Genomic DNA, 18,811 nt, shown 5'->3' with positions numbered 1-18,811 from the left:
AAACCGTAACAGCTCCTTCGAGTCTTGAAGTGTTATGGTCAGCGGGTGATTCAAGACTCGAAGCATATTCCCGACCGGAGGATGACCTGCCATGACCACTGAACGACTGGACTCCCGCGTCATCGCGGTCACCGGAGCCACCTCAGGCGTCGGGTACTTCATCGCCGAACAGCTGGCCGCACTCGGGGCCGAGGTCATCGTGATCGGACGCTCCCCGGCTCGAGCACGAACGGTGATCGAGCTGCTCCCCCATCCGCACCGCCATCGTGCTCTGACGGCGGACCTCAACGACGTCGACACTGTCCGCTCGGCGGGTGCGCACCTGGGCGAGCTCGACCGGCTCGACGGACTCGTGCTGAACGCCGGTGTGGTGGGCCCGAGCCGGACGCGTCGGGTCGGGCCGTTCGACGTCGAGCACACCATGGGCGTCAACCACCTCGCTCACGCGGAGCTCCTGCGGCACGCCCTGCCAGCGCTCGCGCGGACGGTGGGTGCCCGAGTCGTCCACCAGGGCAGCCTCGTCACGGCGACTCATCCCTTCGACCGGTCGGACTGGCTCTCCCAGCGTGACTACCGACCCCGGATCGCGTACACCAACTCCAAACACGCCGTGCAGCTGTTCGGATTCGAGCTGGCCCGCCGGCTCGAAGCCCAGGGCCGCTCGACGCGATCGATCGTCGTGCACCCCGGAGCCGCCATCGACGCCCTCACCGTCGACCGGTCCGGCGTCCACCAGCGCAGCGCATTCGTCAGGGCCGCAGCCGCCGTCATCGGCCCGCTCTTCTCCCGCATCGTCGCCGGCAAACACGAGGCGGCCCGCTCGGCCGTCCTCGCCGTGAGCACTCCCGACCTTCCGCCGCTGGCCTACATCGGTCCGGAACGGCGCGAGGTCGGACCCCCTCACTTGGTCCCCGCGCCGCCCATCAGCCTCGATCCGGCCCTGGGGGCGTTCCTGTGGGACGAGACCGAGCGCCTCATCGGAGCCCCGATCCTCTCCGCGAGCTCCTGAACCCGGTTCTGCATTCCCACGGTATGAAGTTCACACGCCTGGAATGCACTGCGAATCCTGGGTACCGTGGGGCACAACCGAGCGGGTTCAGCCAGTGGAGGTACGTGCGATGTCCAAGAAGAAGACCGACAAGAAGCAGGATGCCAAGGCCGCGGCGAAACTGGCCGAGAAGCAGCAGCGGCGAGCTGCTGAGAAAGCCCTCGTCCGTGCCGAACAGGCAGTGGATGCCGCCCGCGAAGCGGTCCGCTCATCGAGCAAAGAGCTCCGCAAGCACGCGGCTGCGCTCGCGAAACGGACGGAGAAGCTCTCGGCCAAGCACGAGAAAGCCGTCACCGGGTTGGCCGCACAGCAAGCACGGGCAGATGAAGCATCATCCCGCGTGAGGACGCAGCGCCGGTCCCTACTGATTCCGCCGTTGCCCACTCCCACCGGAGGCGTCCCGACGATGATCGAGCTGCGCCAGCTCGCGAAGCAACAGCGCATCGCCGGCTACTCTCGCATGAACAAGGCCACCCTCCTCGCACGCGTCGACCTCCCCGCTGACAGCGAGGCTCAGTGACGCTGACCGGACTCCTCTCAGCGCCGACGCCAGCCCCCGGTCGTCCGCTTCGGTGACAGCTGTGCTCCTGCGCGCTCTGCATCTGAGCGTCGCTGAGGGGGCGAAGCCGTGGCGGAAGGCGGTCGGCCGATGATGAGCGGGCGCAGCATCAGGGCCGCGGTCGCGAGGAACACCACACAGGTGATCGCGACGACAGGGTCGGACAGCGGGTTCGCGGACAGGATGGTCGTGAAGTCGGCTGCAGCGTGGATGAGGATCAACGGAAGCACCCAACGGAAGCGGAACTGGAACGCCGCCAACCCGATGCCGTAGCACGCGGAGACGAGGACGTTGAGGAGGACATCGTCCACTCCTCGTCCAGTCGTCGCGAACAGGGAGAGATGCTGCAGGCCGAACAGGGCACCGGTGAGCACGACGGCGCCGGCGGGACCGAAGGAGCGCCGCATCCGCTCCAACACGACGACACGGCTGATGAGCTCCTCATTCACCCCGACGAGCAACAGCGTCACGGCCCAGAGTCCGAACCCGGGCGGTCGCTCGACGAGACCACCCGGCACCACCCACAACAGCACCTCGAGGATGAACGGCACGAGGAACAGCGCAGCCGTCCTCCCCCGCGACAGGAGGAACAGACCCGACACGCGCCACAGGCCACGCACCGTCACCAAGACGACCGCGAGGAGAACGCACACGAGGTTGGCGAACAATCCCACATACCAACCCGATACTCCCAGCAGTGGTGCGAGCGCAAGCGCTCCCACGATCACCCCGAAGCGCAGAACATGCACGAAGAAGCCGAACCCGAGCGCCCGCCACCGATCAACCATCACCCGCGCACCCTACCGGCGCCCAGCGACCAGTCGGTGAACACCGCACGACGACCTCGCAGAACCCCACGCGTGGAAACCGGAGCGATTTACCCAGCAGGACTCACGAATGGCCACAGAGCAGCACGGTGCCTCCTCGCGCCACACTGAATCCCGACGAGGCGCAGCTGATCGACGGCGTGATCGAGCGCCTCGCAGAGAAGTTCGCGGATTGGCCAAGCCGATAGAGAGGGCGGCGCGCCCGAATCGCCGCCTCCGACCTGCCGGACAAGGTGCGCAAGGACCTGTTCCAGCTGTGGGAAGGCCCGGACGGCGTCGAAGCCGGAGGGTACTCCGCGCTCATTGTGCGAGCCAAGTCCTGAACCGGCGTCCCTATCGTGATTGGTGCAGACATACCCGAAGTCTGTTCCAATGCAGCTCCTTCGGCGTCGTCATCGGCGCGGGCGGGTTGGCGCGATCCGTCGACCGGCATCCGTGGAGATCTACGGCTCCGGGGTGAAGGCGATGCCGCCGGCCGGGTCGCGGGTCAGCACGCCGGTGTAGGAGACGGTCGTGATGGGGAGCGCATCGTCGGAGAACCGGACACGGAACGACGACGTCGCGTGGTACTCACCGTCGATCAGGGTGAACACGGGACCCGGCTCGCGGAACCATTCCGCGGTCACGGAGTCCCCCAGCGGTCCCGGCAGCGAACCTGTCAGCTCCGCCGGGCAGGACGGCCCGACGAACCGCTCGGCCGCGCATGCCGCCTGCAACCCCTCGACGGCGGCGGCGAGTCCCGGCTCCACATCCGTCGTGAACGCCGGCGAGAAGCTGAAGTCGGCCTCGCTCTCGTCTCCTCCGAGGTTCGGGACGTAAGCGGTGAACGCGTCGTCCGTGCCGAGCAGTCTCGTCAAGCCGGTCGGATCGTCGTACCTCACGCCGTACGCGCCGGGGAGCAGCTGAAGCTCAGCGCCGTCCTCGGCGAGCGGGTACTCCAGCTGGTCGTTCACCGTCACCGTCGCGGCCGACTCGATGCCGCCGATCGTGTTCGGGGTGTCGCCCCGCCAGCCGGTGATCCGGAGTTCCCCGTCCTCGCGCGACACCGAGAGTTCGAGCGTGCCAGGCACTTCGGCACCGTCGAACGTGTACTCGACGGTCGCCCTGAACCCTCCGGAGTCGTAGCCCCTCGTCTCGACGATGCGTGCATCGGCCGGCAAGGCGTCGGATGCGCGGTAGAAGTCGTCGTCGATGAACTCCTCGGGGAAGTCGATCGTGGTCAACGCCGCAGCCTTGGTGGCCTCACCCGCTTTGAGGTGTGCGAAGAACTCCTCGACGAGCGCGGTGCTCCCGGAGTCGTCCGTGTCGATCCCCCGTGCGCATCCCGTGAGCGAGACGGCGATGGCGAGCACGCCGACGAGTGCTGTGCGTTTCCTCATGGCCACACGCTACTGGTCCTGCACCGTCGGGCGGATGGGGACCGCTCCCCATCCGCCGTGCCGACCGGTCGTCCGTCCAGCGACGACCTCGCGCCGGAACCCGCCGGATCGGGTGTTGTTGAGGACGAGGTCGTGGATGTCACGGCTGCGGAGCACGTTCGCCGCGTAGCATTCGGCGAGCGGCCCGGTCACCGGTTCACTGATGATGAGCGGGACGAGTTGCTCATACCGACCACCGTGCGAGCGCAGCGCAGCGTGGAGCTGCGTGAGGTCGTGAGCGGAAGCCGTCCGGCCGAGCGCGGTGTCGGCTGCGGCGGTGACGGCGAGGTCGCCAATGCGGTCGAAGGGGTGTTCGTAGATCGTGGCGGAGGCCTCTCGATCCCACACCTCCTCGATCCCGGGGACCGCCGTCAGGGCTCGACGGGCGCGTTCGCGGTCGATGTCGGCGAGGTAGATCCAGGCGAAGGAGCCGAGCGCGCCGTGATGCTTCGTGTACGGGTCGATGATCGGGAGCACGATCTCGTCAAAGGCGATGCCCGCGTCGCGCAGGATGTCCTCGAGGTGGATGACGCGTGCTTCGCCGGTGGCATCGTGCTTGCTGTTCATCCCGTGGTCGGCAGTGATCGCGACGAGGCATCCGGCGTCGAGGTAGTCGCCGAGGAGGCGGTCGAATTCGATGAAGAACTGGTCGGCGAGGGCCTCCCCCGGCGCGGCCGCATGCTGCACCCGGTCGGTGAGCGAGACGTAGATGAGCTTCAGTTCCGGGGTGTGCCGGAGGGCCGCCAGGCCGATGCGCTTCGCGTGCTGCGCTACTACTTCTCCAGCAAGGACGCCGTGGTCGACGCGGCCTTCGCCGGAGTCTTCGACGCCACCAACGAACGCGCTCGAGCGGCCGATCCCTCACCACGGGGCCTCACCGGCTTGCGCGAGCTCGCACGGCAGATCATGCCGCTCGACGAGCGACGCCTGATGGAAGCGCGGATCGCGATCGACTTCCGAGCTGCTCCAGTAGGTGCAGCTTCTCGGTCGATCGTGATGTCGCACTCACTTCGTGGCCCAGTGCGAGCAACATCGGAATCACCGCTCGGCCGAGCACGCCGGACCCGCCGTCAACCAGTACACGCATGCACCAATCCTCGCAGGCCGCCGCGCGACCATCGACCGCCTCGATGACGCCGGTCCGGCCCCTCACTCCTCGCCATGGGCGATCACGGAGCGCGGCACCTCAGACCGAGCCGAGGACGTCGAGCTCCGGCGCCAATTCCATGCTCCGCAGGCGCGCCCGGGAGAAGTCGTAGGGCATCATCCGTACCGACTCGGTGAGGCTCGTCGTCCCGCACGTCGCGCCGGCTCCGTCGTCAGAGACGGGGTGTGCTTCGTCCCAGGCGTCGAACCGCTCGGCGTCGGCCTGCGCCAGGCCGGAGTCCTCGATGACCGTGTTGAGGGCGGTCTCGAAGGCGTGCCGCTCGGCTGCCACCTGCGCCACGCGGGGGTCGTCGACGGCGACCGTGTCGTCGAGCGTCTGTTCGGCGGCGTCGACCCGATCGGCCTCCTCGCGCAACTCGGGGTGGGTGGCCAGGGCGATGAAGCGCGACGCCTGGACGCACGCACTGAGTTCGCCGAAGATCCGCTCCGTCACGAGCAGCGTGTCGAGGTCGTCCTGCCGGAGGGCCCCTTCGGGCAGATCGGCGAGGCGGTCGCTCACCAGGTCGGAGAGCAGTCCCAACCGGCTTCCCTGCGCGCGCATCCGCTGGACGGCGGTGCGTTGCAGCTCGAGTTCGGCCTGCTTGGCGACGAGCGACGCCTCGAGCCGATCCAGGGTCTGCGCGACGTCGCCATCCCCATCGGCGGTGTCGGACGCGGCGGCGAAGGCGTCTCGGATGTCGTCGAGGGCGATGCCGGCGTCGGCCATCCGGCGGATCCACAGCAGCTGGACCATCTCCTCGTAGCCGTAGCGGCGGCGGTCGTCACTCCCCCGCGCGGGCTCCGGGAGCAGACCGATCTGGTGGTAGTGACGGATCGCCCGCGGCGTGGTGCCGACGAAGGCGGCGGCACCGCCGATCGTGACCTGGCGTGGCGGGGTGAATGACGAGAACATGATGGTCCTTCCTCGGTGGGCGGAATACGACCACTGCATCACATGACGCTACGGCAGGTGCAACTCCGTGCCTGATCCGTCGGTAGGCTGCTCCGGTCGGGCCTCCACGGTTCAGCGCAGATACGCGTCGACCAGCAGTGGTCCCCGGATGGTTCTGAGCGTCTCGATCAGCCGGTCGAGCGCCCGGCCGTTCCACGAGGTGAGCTGCAGGTCGTGGGGCCCGAGGGCTTCGAGCTTCCCGGTGCGGAGGCGGACGACCTCCCAGCCGGCGGACCGCAGCGCACGATCCTTCCGTCGGTCTGCCTCTTCGCGGCGACCGACGTGCTCGACACCGTGTCTGCCGATGCTGTCGTACTCGATCGCGATGCGGAGTTCCGGGAAGACCAGGTCGGGCCACACCTCGACGTGATTGAAGAACGGGCGTTGGACGCGCACGGCGTTCATGCCGGTGGTCAGAGCCAGACGCTCGTGGACGTCCGCGCGGAGCCGGTCCTCGACAGCGGAGGCCGGCTTCGGTGCACACGCAGAGGCGAACGCCTCCCCCACCGGCACGTCCGGCGTCTTGTCACACAGCGACGCTTGACGGCGACCGCGACGCTCCCGGACGACACCGGCGCCTGCGAGCACCGGGTCGGTCACCGACTCCCGCATCGGTAGCGCGACGACCCTGGACGGGTTCGCCTCATCGGCGCACTCCGGGCACCAGGCGCTCCGACGGCGCTCTCTCCCGGGCCGCGAGCGCTGCTCCGTCGGGGTCGCGACGAAGCGGTGTCCGCGGTCGCACTGCCACTGCAGCAGGACGTCGGCCGCCGGCGGCACCTGGCTGAGGACGATCCCCGCGTTGAGGTCGGCGTGGTACTGGCGCCACAACGCGGGGAACGGCGCCCACGCATGCCGGTAGGCGCCGACCGGATAGGGCGTCTCGAGGCCCTTCGACCATTGGCGGCGGGCCCACCATGATTCAACACGTTCCGACACGTTCCGAAGCTATGACGGACCGCCGACACCGGTGACGCTGCGGCGACCCTGCCCATGCCGACCCCGAGGTCGACGACCAGCGACTCGGCCGGAGATCGCGTCCTTCGCCGCCTGTTCGTTGGCTTCGCCGAGGACGCCGGCGGTGCCCATCAGCCCAAGACCCTCCCGGCGGCGGACGCTAGATCGCGCTGTCATCTTCCGGTGAGGATCGCCGCGCGTCCGTCGCACGCCGGTATTCACTCCCGGATCTTGTGCGTTCGATGAGCGCGAAGTCGACCAGATACCGGCGCAGGCCGGCAGGATCCTCGTGGAACCGTCGGAGACGCTCGGTCATGTCCCGCTCGTCGAGGGTCTCGCCATCGGCCAGCGTCTGTCCGGCCACCCAGCGGAGCAGTTCCTCTCGCTCGGCCGGCTGGGCCGGGTATTGGACGATCCGACCATCGTTCAGGAATCGATCGACACCCGTTTTCCGAGCCGGAGCTCCCGCCTCGAGCGCCCGGAGCAGCGCGTCAGCGGGTGCCTCGAAGACGCCGTCCTCTTCGACAACGAGCTTGGCGCGCAGCAGCAGCCGGAGCGCCTTCCCCGTGCGTTTCGTGGCCTGCTTCGACGGCTCCAAGGAGGGGCTGGCTCCGAGAACAATCTGCGCGTAGATCGAACGCGCGTCGTCGTTCGCCAGCGCGGCGAGCAGCGGTCGCCAGTCTCCGGTGTCGTGTGTGTTCTCCATCGCTCCCCTGCCCGTACTCCCGTGACCCGCGACGAGACACTACCTGGTGAGGATGCGTTGGAACAGGCGGTGGTCCTGCCATCGGCCCGCGATGCGCAGGTACTCCGGGGCGAGGCCGAACTCGACGAACCCACATCGTTTGAGGACCGTCTGCGATGCGACGTTGTGCGGCAGGGTGCCAGCCTGGATCCGATGCAACCGCAGGTCGTCGCGAGCCAGGTCGACGGCGACACCGACGGCGGCCGTCATGAGCCCTCGACCTGCGTGGTCGGCGTCGATCCAGTACCCCAGGTTCCCGCTCTGGAAGGCGCCCCGCACGATCCCCGTGAGGTTGACCCGCCCGACGATGCGCGACGAATCCGCGAGCACCAGTGGCAGAGCCGCCCCGGCCTCCTGTTCGAGGAGGAGCTGCCGGGTGGCGCCCTCCTGGCCGCCCTCGGTGTAGAACGCCTCGGATCGTTCCGGATCCCACGGCGCCAGATGGTCGCGATTCTTCCGGTAAGCGTCGGCCAGCGCGGCCGAGTCGTCGATCGTCACTGCGCGGAGCACCACTCCGCGGCCCAGGTCCACGTCGGAAGTCATTCCGAGATGCTAACGCGCGGACGGTTGCGCACGACGACCTCCGATCCGCCGGATGTCGACCACACGGGGCCGCACCGTGCACAATGGCGGTGCGTACACCGGCTCTCCTGTCGTCCCACCTGCTGCGAGGAACCCCATGATCACGAACATCGAGATACTCGGTACGGAAGAGCTCCTCCTGGAGCGGAATCCGCGTGCTGCGGCCGTGCATGAGGCGATCATGGCCACCGGCCGCGAGGCAGTGATCGCCCTGAACGAACGGTTCGACGACCCCTCGGACGACGCGGCGATGAAGCGATTCGACGCAGAACTCGAGACGATCGTCGAGCGGAGCATCAGTGAATACGTCCGTCAGGCCCGTGGGCTGTTCAGTGCCGAGGACGTCGCTCTGTGGACCGCGAAGATCACCCGGGTGCCCGGCAGCTACGTCGCGCGAGCAGCGGCCGTCGGCGTGCCTGGGGCCCTGTTCCTGATCGAGGCCATCGAGGAGGCCGAGTCGGACGAGAACAGCACCTTCGTCTCACTCGACGACACCCTCGCGAACATCGCCGGGTATTGCCAGTGCGGCTACGCCTCGAGCCGCATCGTGCCCGAACAGTTGTGCCGCCTGTGCTCGGGCGGTGTCCTGATCGCGTGGAAGACCGAGGAGGATCGCATCGTCGCCACATCGCCCAAGGTCCGTTCCGAACTGCGCGCGGTGTTCGACGAGTTGCTCGACGAACTCGCCACCATCCACCTCGCAGCGGGTGACGGCTCGTCCGAGACTCCGGCGCGCCAGCGCGCGGGCAACGCAGGAATCACCCGGGTGAACGAGACGTACGCCGAGGAGATCGCGCTGCTCGACCTCACGCGATGGCGGGAACTCGGCGAGCTGAACCAGCTCAGCCAGATCAAGGCAGTGAACGCGCACCGCAAGCACTGGTCGCGATGGGGTCTCGGATCGGCCCGGTTGGCGACATTGGCGATGCAGAGCGATCCCGAGATCCAGGCGCGGATGCGCAGAATCGCCGGCAGTCGGCCTGTTCCGAAGCCCACGCTGTTCGAGCGGCTCTTCGCCCGACGATGAGACGAATCGGGTCGGGCTTCGAAAGCTCTGACGACACCGTGATCGCCGGACAGCACGCATACGTTACTGCGGCCGTCCTGCAAGTCTGTGCTGCCATCGTCGGCTCCGTTCGTCGCCGCAATCTCACGTCGGCACGCCGAGCAGTGGTGTGAGATGTTCTTCCAACCTGCCGTTCGCGAACCCCGCCCCCGCGCCCACTGACGAGACACCGCCCGCCGCACTCGCCGCGTTCCTCGACACTCTCACCATCCCGTTCCAGGGATCATCGGGCCTGGACAGCATCATCTATACGGTCGCCGACGGCCGAACCACGCTCCACGCCAACCTCAGCAAGCCGGATGACCAGGTCACCGCGGCCATCCAGGCAGCGTTCGCAGCGTCCGGACTACCCGGCGAACTCACGATCAACCTGCCGACCGAGTAGCTGGGCGGTGACCCGCGAAGTACCGATCGAGGGCATCGGCGTACCGGGCGGCGATCCGTTGGCCGAGGCTCAGCGGACGGTTCGTCTCGTTCATCGGTGACCTCTCACACCTCGGCCGACGTGCACGGGCGCATCGGTCGAAGTCGATCGTCACTCACGGGGAAGGACACGTCGTAGAACAGCTGCGTCGCGCGCATGTCGCCCCAGTCGTCCTTCTTCACCCGGATGCCGGTCGGCGAGACCTCCGCGATACGGACCCGCAACCATGATCCGTCGTCCAGGCGGAGCTCATGAGGCTCGGCGAGGTAGCTCAACCCGATCTCGTCGAGCGTCTCCTCGGCCTCCATCCAGTCCACCGCCCCGGTCCTCCGGCGCCCCAAGAGGTCGATCACGATGAACCCCTCGCCGTCGGGCAGCATCCAGCCCAACCGTTCGCCGTCGCCCGACCGTCGATGTTCGATCCAGTCCGTGTCCATGAGCCGAGGGTAACGCGGGGAGTGTCGACCGCCGACGGAGCCGTGGCAGCGATCTACCCTGGTGGGATCACCGGGACGCCGCCGTTCACCTGGCCGTTCCCGACCCCGCCCTCCCCTGACCTTCGACGACAGGACCGACGATGACCGACGACGCCACCATCGACCGTCTCACCGCGGTGGGTACCCGGTACTTCGGGCAGCTCACCCCAAATGCCGCATTGCGGTCGATCCCGCTCGACGACGATGCCGGGGTGTGCGTCGTGCACACCGTCCGCGGCGGCGGCATGATCTACGTCGCGCCGGATGAAAGTGTACTCTTCGTGGGTTCATCGATGGACTTCGCTGCGGGCCTCACCGAGTTCCTCAGCGGAACCCGCACGGCACCGGAGCGGTTCGTCCGCCCGCCGTCCTGAGCCGTCCGGCCTCGAACCTCACGAGCGCCGTGAGCGGTGGTCTCGCCGCTATCGCCTGGACGAGGAAGGTCGACGTGACCGGGTCCCGACGCCGGCTCGCTGGAGCGCCCGGGCGATCATTCCCGAGAGCACGGCGGCGACGACCTCACCGACGATGCGTCCGAGGAGCGTCCCCAGGACGATGGGCGCCGTGAGGTGCTCCGGTGAGAAGACCGCGAGCGAGACGCCGAAGAGCGCAGCACCGAGGATGACCGCCGCGAGCAGATATCTGGCCTGCACCGTCCGCGGACCCCGGTTTTCGTGGTCCACCTTCCAGACCACGAGGTCGATGACGGTACCGGTGAGGAGGAACGGGACGAGGATGATGACGCCCGAGGGGCTGGTCGCCGCGATGAGGAGTCCTGCGATGCCCGCGGTGACCGTCGCGCTGCCGACGGCACCCGTGTACCGGCGCGCCACGAACGGGAGCACGCCGTGGACGCCCGCGCCGAGCGCGTACAACGGCGGGGACGTCGGCGCCAGCACCGCGAGGAACGTCCCCGTCGCGAGGTGGAGCAACAGGTGCACGGCGGCGAACGCCGCGCAGACGAGCAGCACCCTCGTGGTCAGGCCGAGTTGCTTCACCGTGTTCTCCGTTCAGTTCGTCCAGCCGCCGACTCGCAGCGGTTCGCCCGCGCCTCGACCGGCGAGCGTCTGCGCTCTCGAGGATCGTCGGGTCGTGCTCGTCATCAGTCCCGACGATGCCTGCACCGGGGTGTCGGGACCCCGGGTTAGGACTGCCGCTCGCCGAGGATGTTCGATCAGCTGTGAGGGTCGAGGCGCCCGAAGGCGCAGATGCTAGCCAACCACACCCCAGGGCCGAACCCGGCCAGGGCGATGGGAGTCGTTCGTCGACAGGAGGGACTGGCTGCGACCCCTATCCGACACGCGCGGCATACTGGCCTCATGACTGGTGCACCGACCGCTTTCCCTCCCCTCGTCGTCGGGTCCGACCCGGTTCGCACCGAGCGGGCGACCCGCCCCGCGTTCGTGATGGCTCTCGTGTGCGCCGGCCTGATACCGATCATGGGCGCGCTGCTGGCCGCCCTCACCGCCTCGTCCAGCGGGTTCGCGCTGGGTGCGTTGTCCGCGCTGCTGTTCGGCGTCATCTCGTGGTTCATGCTGTTCCTCGCGCTGCAGCTGGCGACCGTGCGGGGTGCACAGTCCGTGAGGCGCACGGTGATGACCCTCGACGCGGCAGGCCTCAGCGGCAGCATCCAGCAAAGCGAGGTCTTCCTCCCCTGGGTGCGGTCGAGCGCGTCTCGATCCGCTCGCGCGGCCGGTGGCGGATCCTGACCTTCCACCTCCTGCCGGGCGTGACGGCGCAGTCCCCCGGCGTCACCACCACCCTCCCGCAGGCAGCCTTCGCACGACTCGCCAAGCTGGGCTTCCAGGTCGGTGAGGTGGCGATCGACACGCCCCTCGACACGCTCCTGGCCGCGTCCCGTGCGTTCACCGGTGGCCGCCTGCGCTGACCCGAGCTCAGTCGAATACCAAGTGGTCGGTACGTCGCTCAGGCGTCATCACTCACCGGAGAGGCGGCGCGTCGCTCGAGGAGGATGGTGTCGCGCCAGCGTCCCGCGGAGGGTCCGTGACTCATGTGGGCGATGCGCTCGCGTCGCCCGACGATGCGAAACCCGGCTCGTTCGTGCAGCACGAGGCTTGGGAGGTTCTCGGGGAAGACGGTCGATTGGATCGTCCAGATCCCAGCGTGGTCGGCCGCAGCGATGAATGCGGAGAGCAACTGTGTTCCGACGCCGCGTCCTGCCGCTCCTGCTGCGACATAGACGGAATGTTCGACCACGCCACGGTACGCCTGGCGCCCAGAGATGGGCGATGCTGCGACCCATCCGAGGACGGTCCCCGATTCGTCGACGGCGACGAGTCGGCCGATGGTCAGCTTGCCCGCGTCGAACTGTTCCCAGCTCGGTGGTTCGGCCTCGAACGTGGCATTGCCCGTCGCAATGCCCTCGCGATAGATGGTCTCGACAGCAGACCAGTCGGCGGCCTCGAGCGGACGGACGGTGACTGCACCGGTCACGGGCGGATCGCCTGGGAGGCACGTTCGAGTCCGTCGGTGACCACGCGGAAGTACGCCCATCGGCCGCGCTGATCGCGGGTCGCGAGACCCGCGTCGACGAGGATCTTCATGTGGTGCGACACCGTGGGCTGCGACAGCCCGACGGGCTCGGTGAGGTCACAGATGCACGCCTCACCGCCCTCGCTCGCGGCGATCAACGACAGGAGACGGACTCGGGCCGGGTCGCCGAGCGCTTTGAAGGTGTGCGCGATCCGCTCGGCTTCGTCGAGCGCGAGCACCCCGCCGGTCACAGGGGTGCAGCACGCTGCGGCATCGGCTTCCAGGAGGGGTGGTTCGATCGGCATGGCCACAGTCTGACACGTCGTATTGACATCTGTCGATGTTTCGATCAGTCTCGTCGTATTCATGGTTGTCGATTGGAGTCGAAGATGGTGAACGAGCTGCCCGTGATCGTGATTGGCGCAGGCCCCCAGGGCCTGGCTGCTGCAGCGCACCTGGTGGAGCGCGACGTTCCGGTACTGATCCTCGAGGCCGGTTCCTCGACCGCTGCGGCGGTGGCCGAATGGGGTCATGTGCGGTTGTTCTCCGACTGGTCCGAGCTGGTCGACGCGGCGTCCGCTCGGCTGCTCGCTCCGACGGGGTGGACCTCGCCGACGAAGGGGTACCCGACCGGCGCTCAGTGGATCAGCTCGTACCTCGCACCCCTCGCGGATGCTCTCGGAGAGCGGGTGCAGTTCGGTTCCCGCGTCGTCGGTGTGTCCCGCCGTGGTCGCGATCGTTTAGTGGATGCCGGCCGGGCAGAGCAGCCGTTCACGGTGCACGTGGAGTCCGCGGGCGGCGAGTACCGCCTCGACGCTCGAGCGGTCATCGACGCCTCGGGCACCTGGTCGAAGCCGAACCCGGCCGGGGCGGACGGTCTGCCGGCGCTCGGGGAGCGGGCCGCGTCCGAGACGCTCAGCTACCGGATTCCGGACTTCCGGAACCAGGCAGGGTTCGAGGGCAAGCACACCGTCGTGGTGGGGTCCGGGCACTCGGCCGTGACCGCGGTCATCTCCCTCGCGCGGATCGTCCGCCGCAATCCCGACACCACGGTCACCTGGGTGCTGCGTCGCGGCACGGTCGGGAACACCTTCGGTGGCGGTGACGCTGACGAGCTGCCCGCCCGCGGCGCGCTCGGGTTGAAGGCGAAGGAACTCGTCGACGGCGGCCTCATCAACCTCGTCACGGGCTTCCGTGTCGAGCGTGTGGCGCGTGACGGCGACCAGACCGTGTTGGTGTCGGAGGACGGCCGCGAGCTCTCCGCAGCTGATCGGGTGATCGTGCTGACCGGGTTCCGCCCTGATCTGTCGTTCCTGTCGGAGCTGCGGATCGAGCTGGATCCGACGCTACAGGCTCCGGTGCGGATCGCGGCCGAAGTCGACCCGAACCTCCACTCCTGCGGATCCGTCGCCGCAACCGGCGCCAAGGATCTCGCGCAGCCGGAACCGGACTTCTACATCGTCGGCGCGAAATCCTACGGGCGGGCGCCGACGTTCCTCGCGATGACCGGCTACGAGCAGGTGCGCTCCGTCGTCGCCGCTCTCGCGGGCGATCAGGCTGCGGCGGAGCGGGTGGAACTGGTGCTGCCGGACACGGGCGTGTGCGGTGGGGCTGGCCTGTTCGATGCTGCTGGTGCGTCGCTGGGTGGTTCGTGCTGCGCGGTGCCGGAGCAGGTGCTGCAGATCGGTCGCCCACCAGCAAGCGTCTGACCGCTCGCTGCGGGAGCTATCTGGTGAGCAGCTCAGTGCGGATCTGCTCGGCCACGGCTTCCCGCAGCGGGCGCACGGCTTCGACGTCCCAGGCTTCGGGGTTCGGGAACGACCAGGCCCGGACCCCGCCGCGCGGGGTGGCAGGCAACGTCAGGCCGGGCTTCATGAGCACCACGACGTCGGCCTGATCGAGGTCCGCAACGGTGACCGCCCGTGGCACTCGGTCGGTGATGTCGAGGCCGAGCTCAGCGACGGTCGCTGCCACCGCAGGGTTCACCGTGTCCGAGGGGGCGAGGCCTGCCGAGGTCGCGGTGAAGCGGTCTCCGGCGAGGTGTTCGAGGAGCGCTGCGCCGAGTTGGGAGCGGCCGGCGTTGTGCTGGCAGATGAATAGGACGACGGGCTTGGTCGTGGTCATGAGGGCGCTGGGTGCTTTCTGGTCAGGAGGCGAGCAGGCGGGGAGCGAGGCCCGCGATGCGGCGCTCCAGTTCGGTATAGGCGGCGTCGAACGCGGCATCGGTGCCGACGCGTACCGGGTCGGGGATCGACCAGTGCAGATCGCCCGTGACGCCGATCTCCTCGTGCGCGTTGTCACACACCGTGATGACGAAGTCCGCGTCGGCAAGCACCGCGTCCAGAGCACTCGGGGAGCTCGACGGGAGAGCGAGCTGGTGACGCTCGGCGGCGGCGATAGCACCCGGCGCGATGCGTTCGGCCGGGTGTGTGCCTCCGGAGGCGACGGGGACGCTGCTCCGGGTCGCCCAGAGGGCGGCGGCGAGTTGGGAGCGTGCGGAGTTCGCCGAGCACACGAACACGACCCGACTCGCTGAGGCTGTAGCCCCCGACCCCATGCCATCGAACCCGTCGGGGTTGAGACGCACGTAGCTGCGGCGCTTGTCACCCTCGGACGTCGTGCGGGTGATCATGCCGACGGATTCGAGCACGTTCAGGTGGTGCGTGAGCAGATTGCCAGGGGTGCCGAGTGCGACCCGGATCTCCGTCGGGGACAGGTCACCCAACGTCAGCAGGTCGATCATCTGCAGGCGCGTCGGATCACCGAGCGCCGCGTGTTTCGCCGCCCGCACCTCGACCGTTTCAGTTCGTTCGATGTTCATTAGTTCAATATTGACTGAAGTAAGTTTCCCAGTCAAGATAGTGCCGCCACCATCCGAAAGGTCTCCATGCATCTCGCAGTCATCGGCGGCAGTGACGCCGGTATCTCCACCGCCCTCCGCGCCCGCGAACTCGAGCCCTCGGCGGACGTGACGGTCATTGTCGCGGACGCCTACCCGAACTTCTCCATCTGCGGCATCCCCTACTACTTCTCCCGCGAGGTCCAGCCCTGGCAGTCACTCGCACACCGCACCCATGCCGACCTCGAAGCCACCGGCATGACCCTGCGCCTGAACACCCTCGCAACGGGGATCGACGTCGCCGGGAAGCGCCTCACCGTCCGCGACGAGCGCGGCACGGAGTCGACGATCGGTTACGACGAACTCATGGTCGGCACCGGAGCCTCACCCTCGACCGCGGGCATCTCGGGCCTCGACCAGCTCGGCCCCGACGACGGGGTGCACCTGCTGCATTCGATGGGCGACACTTTCGCCCTCGAGGCGTACCTCGACACCCACCGACCGGAGACCGCGATCATCGTCGGCGCCGGCTACGTGGGCCTGGAGATGGCAGAGGCCCTCACCATCCGCGGCCTGCGGGTCACCCAGCTACAGCGCGGCCTCGAAGTGCTCTCCACCCTCGACCCGGAACTCGGCTCCCTCGTCCACGACGAACTCACCCGCCACGGCGTCGACGTCATCACCGACACCCGAGTGGAGCACCTCAGCAAGACGAACAGTGGTCTCACCGTGACCGGCCTGCAGGACGGCCGGCCGTTCAAGCGCAGCGCCGAGCTCGTGCTCGTCGTCGTCGGCGTCCGGCCGAACACAAGCCTGCTCACGGAGGCCGGCGCTGCGACTGGGCCTGGTGGTGCGGTGGTGGTCGACGAGCAGATGCGCACCGGCCTGCCGCATGTCTGGGCGGCAGGCGACGGCATCGTCACCCACCACCGCCTCCTGGGCGTCACGTATCTGCCGCTCGGCACGACAGCGCACAAGCAGGGCCGCGTCGCGGGCGAGAACGCGACCGGCGGCAACGCTCGCTTCGCCGGAAGCCTCGGCACCCAGGTGGTGAAGGTCTTCGACCTGATTGCCGCCCGCACCGGGCTCCGTGACCACGAAGCCGTCTCGGCAGGGTTCACGCCGTACAGCTCGACGGCGGTCGCGGACGACCACAAGGCCTACTACCCGGGCGCAACACCGATCAACATCCGGATCACCGGAGCAACCGACAGCGGTCTGCTGCTCGGTGCGCAGCTCGTCGGCACCCGCGGGGCCGAAATCGCGAAACGCGTCGACACCTATGCGACGGCCCTGCACCACGGCATGACGGTCGACGCGATGAGCGACCTCGACCTCTCCTACACGCCACCGCTCGGTTCCCCGTGGGACGCCGTGCAGGTGGCGACACAGGCATGGAGCCGTGAGGCACTGACGCGGTAGGCACCACTGCGTCCTACCCGGAGTTCGTCTACCGGGGCGTCGGAGAGGTCTCGCTGTGCGGATCGTGGCGTGCCGAGGTCATTGCAGACATGGGCGACGGCGACGACACAGCCCCGGCCAGATCCGGGGCTGGGACTGGGACTGGGACTGGGAGCAGGATGTCGCAGGTCAGCGGGTCGCGGCCTCGAGCTGGCGCTGGACGAGTTCGCGGCCGACGTGATGGGCACGCTGTTCTGCGTTGGCCTTGAGGTCCGCGGCCAGGTCGGTGAAGGCGTCCAGGGCTGGGTTGACGCCGACGAGGGTGAATTCTCGGGTCACGATCTCCAGGTCGATCTGCCACACGTCTTGGAGGATGCGGCGCATCCAGCCGGTCGCGTGGTCCCAGCCTTCCTTCGGCGTACCCGGCGAGTAGTTCCCGCCCTGCACGGTCACCAGCACGCCGGGCTTGCCTGCGGTCACTGGGGTGAGTCCGGGCGACATGCGCGGATCTGCGATGACGAGGTCGGCGTAGATCTTGAAGTGCTGCGAAGCCCCGAAGTTGTAGAGCGGCACGGCGAACAGGTACGCGTCGGCCTCGGCGAGCTCGTCCACCAGGGTGGTGACGAGGCCGTGGGCGCTTCGCTGTTCGGGCGTGCGATCGTCTTCCGGGGTCGCGCCCGCCGCCAGGGCGTGTGCCCAGGCGTCGCTGGGCAGTGGGGTGGTGCCGATGTCACGGCGAACCACCCGGGCGTCGCTCGTCGTGTCGAGCCATTGGGCTTCGGCGATGTTCGCGAGGGCGCGGCTGGTGGAGCCGTCGAGGCGGATGGATGCGTCGATGCGAAGCAGGGACATAGGGGGTCAACTCCTGGTGTTGGTGGTGTGTGCAAGGACTGAGCGTCCGGTCAGGCGAGTCGCGGTACGCCGACCGGGCATGCATCCAGCATCGAGGTACGCGACGTCCTCGACAAACGACGCGTAAGCGGCTTACGTTAGGTACGTGACTCCAGACAAGACCGTCCCATCGCGACGCCCGCTGCGCATCGACGACGAGGAATGCCGTCGTCTCGCCGGTGTCATGGAGATCGTCGGCAAGCGCTGGTCGAGTGGAATCCTCCTCGCCTTGGGCATGGGTGCTGAACGATTCACCGAGATCGAACGCCGCGTCGATGGGCTCTCCGGACGCATGCTCAGCGTCAGGCTCCGTGATCTCGAATCGGCCGGTCTCCTCGAACGACTCGTCGAGCCGACGACGCCGGTGAGCATCCGCTATCGGCTCTCCGAACGCGGCACGGAGCTCATCCGGTCGTTGCAGCCGATGGCGCGGTACGCGCGCCGTTGGGAACCGCCGCTGGAGGAGGAATCCGCTTCGTAGCCTCCGCCGCGACGGATGGCGAGCGAGGTGCCGCCACCGCCGACTCAGTACGATGAGCGCATGCCCGCTCTCCCCGCACCAGCACGAGCGCTCAGGGTGTTCCAGATCCTGTGGGTGATCGGCTTCCTCATCGGGACGACCACGCACACGGCGGATCTGATCTTTGGCGGACTGGACGTCTACGGGGGCTTCCCTCCCGGTGTGCGGCTGTTCTGGGTGTCACTCACGATCCTCGATCCGGCGACTGCGGTGCTGATCATCCTGCGCCGGCGCTCCGGCATCGTGCTCGGCAGCGCCGTGATCATCGCCGACATCGCGGTCAACTGGACCGTCTTCGCGACGCTCGGCGGGCTCTCGGTCTTCGGGGTCGTCAACCAGAGCCTCTTCGCGGTGCTCATCGCCGTCACGGCTCGTCCGCTCTGGAACTGGTTCGGGCGATCATCCACACGAGTACGCCCGAACGTGGACGGCACGGCCTGACCACCCCTGCACGTCGAAGGCGGCAA

General features: G+C 68.2%; 25 protein-coding genes. 11 read left to right on the top strand and 14 right to left on the bottom strand.

The window, feature by feature from the left end; genetic code table 11:
* The first annotated feature begins 91 nt into the window (after positions 1 to 91).
* Positions 92 to 1,009 (top strand): SDR family NAD(P)-dependent oxidoreductase, encoded by a 918-nt coding sequence (locus ITJ57_RS10075; protein ID WP_194669891.1) that lies wholly within the window; start codon positions 92 to 94, stop codon positions 1,007 to 1,009.
* A 109-nt stretch (positions 1,010 to 1,118) separates the two neighbouring features.
* Positions 1,119 to 1,568 (top strand): hypothetical protein, encoded by a 450-nt coding sequence (locus ITJ57_RS10070; RefSeq protein WP_194669890.1) that lies wholly within the window; start codon positions 1,119 to 1,121, stop codon positions 1,566 to 1,568.
* Between the two features lie 17 nt (positions 1,569 to 1,585).
* On the opposite strand, the gene ITJ57_RS10065 is transcribed toward ITJ57_RS10070, so the two are convergent.
* From ITJ57_RS10065 to ITJ57_RS10035, 7 genes are all read right to left on the bottom strand, one after another.
* Positions 1,586 to 2,395, bottom strand: a complete 810-nt coding sequence (locus tag ITJ57_RS10065) for a CPBP family intramembrane glutamic endopeptidase (protein ID WP_228507084.1) — start codon at positions 2,393 to 2,395, stop codon at positions 1,586 to 1,588.
* Positions 2,396 to 2,877: 482 nt separating this feature from the next.
* Entirely contained in the window at positions 2,878 to 3,813 is a 936-nt protein-coding gene (locus tag ITJ57_RS10060; RefSeq protein WP_194669888.1) for a hypothetical protein, read from the bottom strand.
* A 9-nt stretch (positions 3,814 to 3,822) separates the two neighbouring features.
* Positions 3,823 to 4,599: an alkaline phosphatase family protein gene (locus ITJ57_RS10055; protein ID WP_228507082.1), complete on the bottom strand. Its 777-nt coding sequence runs from the start codon at positions 4,597 to 4,599 to the stop codon at positions 3,823 to 3,825.
* A 439-nt stretch (positions 4,600 to 5,038) separates the two neighbouring features.
* Entirely contained in the window at positions 5,039 to 5,911 is an 873-nt protein-coding gene (locus tag ITJ57_RS10050; RefSeq protein WP_194669887.1) for a MerR family transcriptional regulator, read from the bottom strand.
* Positions 5,912 to 6,022: 111 nt separating this feature from the next.
* Positions 6,023 to 6,889, bottom strand: a complete 867-nt coding sequence (locus ITJ57_RS10045; protein ID WP_194669886.1) for a hypothetical protein — start codon at positions 6,887 to 6,889, stop codon at positions 6,023 to 6,025.
* Positions 6,890 to 7,067: 178 nt separating this feature from the next.
* Positions 7,068 to 7,613: a DUF2087 domain-containing protein gene (locus tag ITJ57_RS10040; protein ID WP_194669885.1), complete on the bottom strand. Its 546-nt coding sequence runs from the start codon at positions 7,611 to 7,613 to the stop codon at positions 7,068 to 7,070.
* A 39-nt stretch (positions 7,614 to 7,652) separates the two neighbouring features.
* The gene (locus ITJ57_RS10035) at positions 7,653 to 8,195 is read right to left on the bottom strand and encodes a GNAT family N-acetyltransferase (RefSeq protein WP_194669884.1); all 543 of its coding nucleotides are present in this window, start codon (positions 8,193 to 8,195) and stop codon (positions 7,653 to 7,655) included.
* A gap of 136 nt (positions 8,196 to 8,331) precedes the next feature.
* Here ITJ57_RS10035 and ITJ57_RS10030 point away from each other — a divergent pair, with 136 nt between their 5' ends.
* Entirely contained in the window at positions 8,332 to 9,261 is a 930-nt protein-coding gene (locus tag ITJ57_RS10030; protein ID WP_194669883.1) for a hypothetical protein, read from the top strand.
* Positions 9,262 to 9,409: 148 nt separating this feature from the next.
* Positions 9,410 to 9,685: a hypothetical protein gene (locus ITJ57_RS10025; protein WP_194669882.1), complete on the top strand. Its 276-nt coding sequence runs from the start codon at positions 9,410 to 9,412 to the stop codon at positions 9,683 to 9,685.
* 104 nt (positions 9,686 to 9,789) lie between these two features.
* Here ITJ57_RS10025 and ITJ57_RS10020 read toward each other — a convergent pair whose 3' ends face one another.
* Positions 9,790 to 10,161, bottom strand: coding sequence for a hypothetical protein (locus tag ITJ57_RS10020; RefSeq protein ID WP_194669881.1), 372 nt, complete (start codon positions 10,159 to 10,161; stop codon positions 9,790 to 9,792).
* Between the two features lie 140 nt (positions 10,162 to 10,301).
* Between ITJ57_RS10020 and ITJ57_RS10015 the strand changes: the two genes are divergently transcribed.
* Positions 10,302 to 10,574 (top strand): hypothetical protein, encoded by a 273-nt coding sequence (locus ITJ57_RS10015; RefSeq protein ID WP_194669880.1) that lies wholly within the window; start codon positions 10,302 to 10,304, stop codon positions 10,572 to 10,574.
* A 48-nt stretch (positions 10,575 to 10,622) separates the two neighbouring features.
* On the opposite strand, the gene ITJ57_RS10010 is transcribed toward ITJ57_RS10015, so the two are convergent.
* Positions 10,623 to 11,198, bottom strand: a complete 576-nt coding sequence (locus tag ITJ57_RS10010; RefSeq protein WP_194669879.1) for a hypothetical protein — start codon at positions 11,196 to 11,198, stop codon at positions 10,623 to 10,625.
* A gap of 321 nt (positions 11,199 to 11,519) precedes the next feature.
* On the opposite strand from ITJ57_RS10010, the gene ITJ57_RS10005 reads away from it, so the two are divergent.
* Positions 11,520 to 11,909, top strand: coding sequence for a hypothetical protein (locus tag ITJ57_RS10005; RefSeq protein ID WP_194669878.1), 390 nt, complete (start codon positions 11,520 to 11,522; stop codon positions 11,907 to 11,909).
* 20 nt (positions 11,910 to 11,929) lie between these two features.
* Positions 11,930 to 12,088 carry a hypothetical protein gene (locus ITJ57_RS10000; RefSeq protein WP_194669877.1) on the top strand — a complete coding sequence of 53 codons (159 nt, stop codon included), beginning with the start codon at positions 11,930 to 11,932 and terminating at the stop codon, positions 12,086 to 12,088.
* A gap of 38 nt (positions 12,089 to 12,126) precedes the next feature.
* On the opposite strand, the gene ITJ57_RS09995 is transcribed toward ITJ57_RS10000, so the two are convergent.
* Both ITJ57_RS09995 and ITJ57_RS09990 read right to left on the bottom strand, forming a co-directional pair.
* Entirely contained in the window at positions 12,127 to 12,654 is a 528-nt protein-coding gene (locus tag ITJ57_RS09995) for an N-acetyltransferase family protein (RefSeq protein WP_370582309.1), read from the bottom strand.
* Positions 12,651 to 12,998 carry a helix-turn-helix transcriptional regulator gene (locus ITJ57_RS09990; RefSeq protein WP_194669875.1) on the bottom strand — a complete coding sequence of 116 codons (348 nt, stop codon included), beginning with the start codon at positions 12,996 to 12,998 and terminating at the stop codon, positions 12,651 to 12,653. The genes ITJ57_RS09995 and ITJ57_RS09990 overlap by 4 nt, the downstream gene beginning before the upstream one ends.
* A gap of 84 nt (positions 12,999 to 13,082) precedes the next feature.
* Here ITJ57_RS09990 and ITJ57_RS09985 point away from each other — a divergent pair, with 84 nt between their 5' ends.
* Positions 13,083 to 14,402, top strand: coding sequence for an NAD(P)-binding domain-containing protein (locus ITJ57_RS09985; protein ID WP_194669874.1), 1,320 nt, complete (start codon positions 13,083 to 13,085; stop codon positions 14,400 to 14,402).
* Positions 14,403 to 14,418: 16 nt separating this feature from the next.
* On the opposite strand, the gene ITJ57_RS09980 is transcribed toward ITJ57_RS09985, so the two are convergent.
* Both ITJ57_RS09980 and ITJ57_RS09975 read right to left on the bottom strand, forming a co-directional pair.
* Positions 14,419 to 14,817, bottom strand: coding sequence for a low molecular weight phosphatase family protein (locus tag ITJ57_RS09980; RefSeq protein ID WP_194669873.1), 399 nt, complete (start codon positions 14,815 to 14,817; stop codon positions 14,419 to 14,421).
* 22 nt (positions 14,818 to 14,839) lie between these two features.
* Positions 14,840 to 15,514, bottom strand: a complete 675-nt coding sequence (locus tag ITJ57_RS09975; RefSeq protein ID WP_194669872.1) for a helix-turn-helix domain-containing protein — start codon at positions 15,512 to 15,514, stop codon at positions 14,840 to 14,842.
* 66 nt (positions 15,515 to 15,580) lie between these two features.
* Between ITJ57_RS09975 and ITJ57_RS09970 the strand changes: the two genes are divergently transcribed.
* A complete protein-coding gene (locus ITJ57_RS09970) occupies positions 15,581 to 16,954 on the top strand; it encodes an FAD-dependent oxidoreductase (protein WP_194669871.1) in 1,374 nt (457 codons plus the stop codon).
* A 168-nt stretch (positions 16,955 to 17,122) separates the two neighbouring features.
* Here the strand turns inward: ITJ57_RS09970 and ITJ57_RS09965 are convergent, their stop codons facing one another.
* Positions 17,123 to 17,785, bottom strand: coding sequence for an FMN-dependent NADH-azoreductase (locus tag ITJ57_RS09965; RefSeq protein WP_194669870.1), 663 nt, complete (start codon positions 17,783 to 17,785; stop codon positions 17,123 to 17,125).
* A gap of 145 nt (positions 17,786 to 17,930) precedes the next feature.
* Between ITJ57_RS09965 and ITJ57_RS09960 the strand changes: the two genes are divergently transcribed.
* Positions 17,931 to 18,305 (top strand): winged helix-turn-helix transcriptional regulator, encoded by a 375-nt coding sequence (locus ITJ57_RS09960; protein ID WP_370582308.1) that lies wholly within the window; start codon positions 17,931 to 17,933, stop codon positions 18,303 to 18,305.
* A gap of 60 nt (positions 18,306 to 18,365) precedes the next feature.
* Positions 18,366 to 18,785: a hypothetical protein gene (locus tag ITJ57_RS09955; protein WP_194669869.1), complete on the top strand. Its 420-nt coding sequence runs from the start codon at positions 18,366 to 18,368 to the stop codon at positions 18,783 to 18,785.
* Positions 18,786 to 18,811 lie beyond the last annotated feature (26 nt).

Source organism: Plantibacter sp. VKM Ac-2880 (assembly GCF_015351235.1).
GTDB lineage: Bacteria > Actinomycetota > Actinomycetes > Actinomycetales > Microbacteriaceae > Plantibacter.
This window is presented reverse-complemented; position numbering and strand designations above follow the sequence as displayed.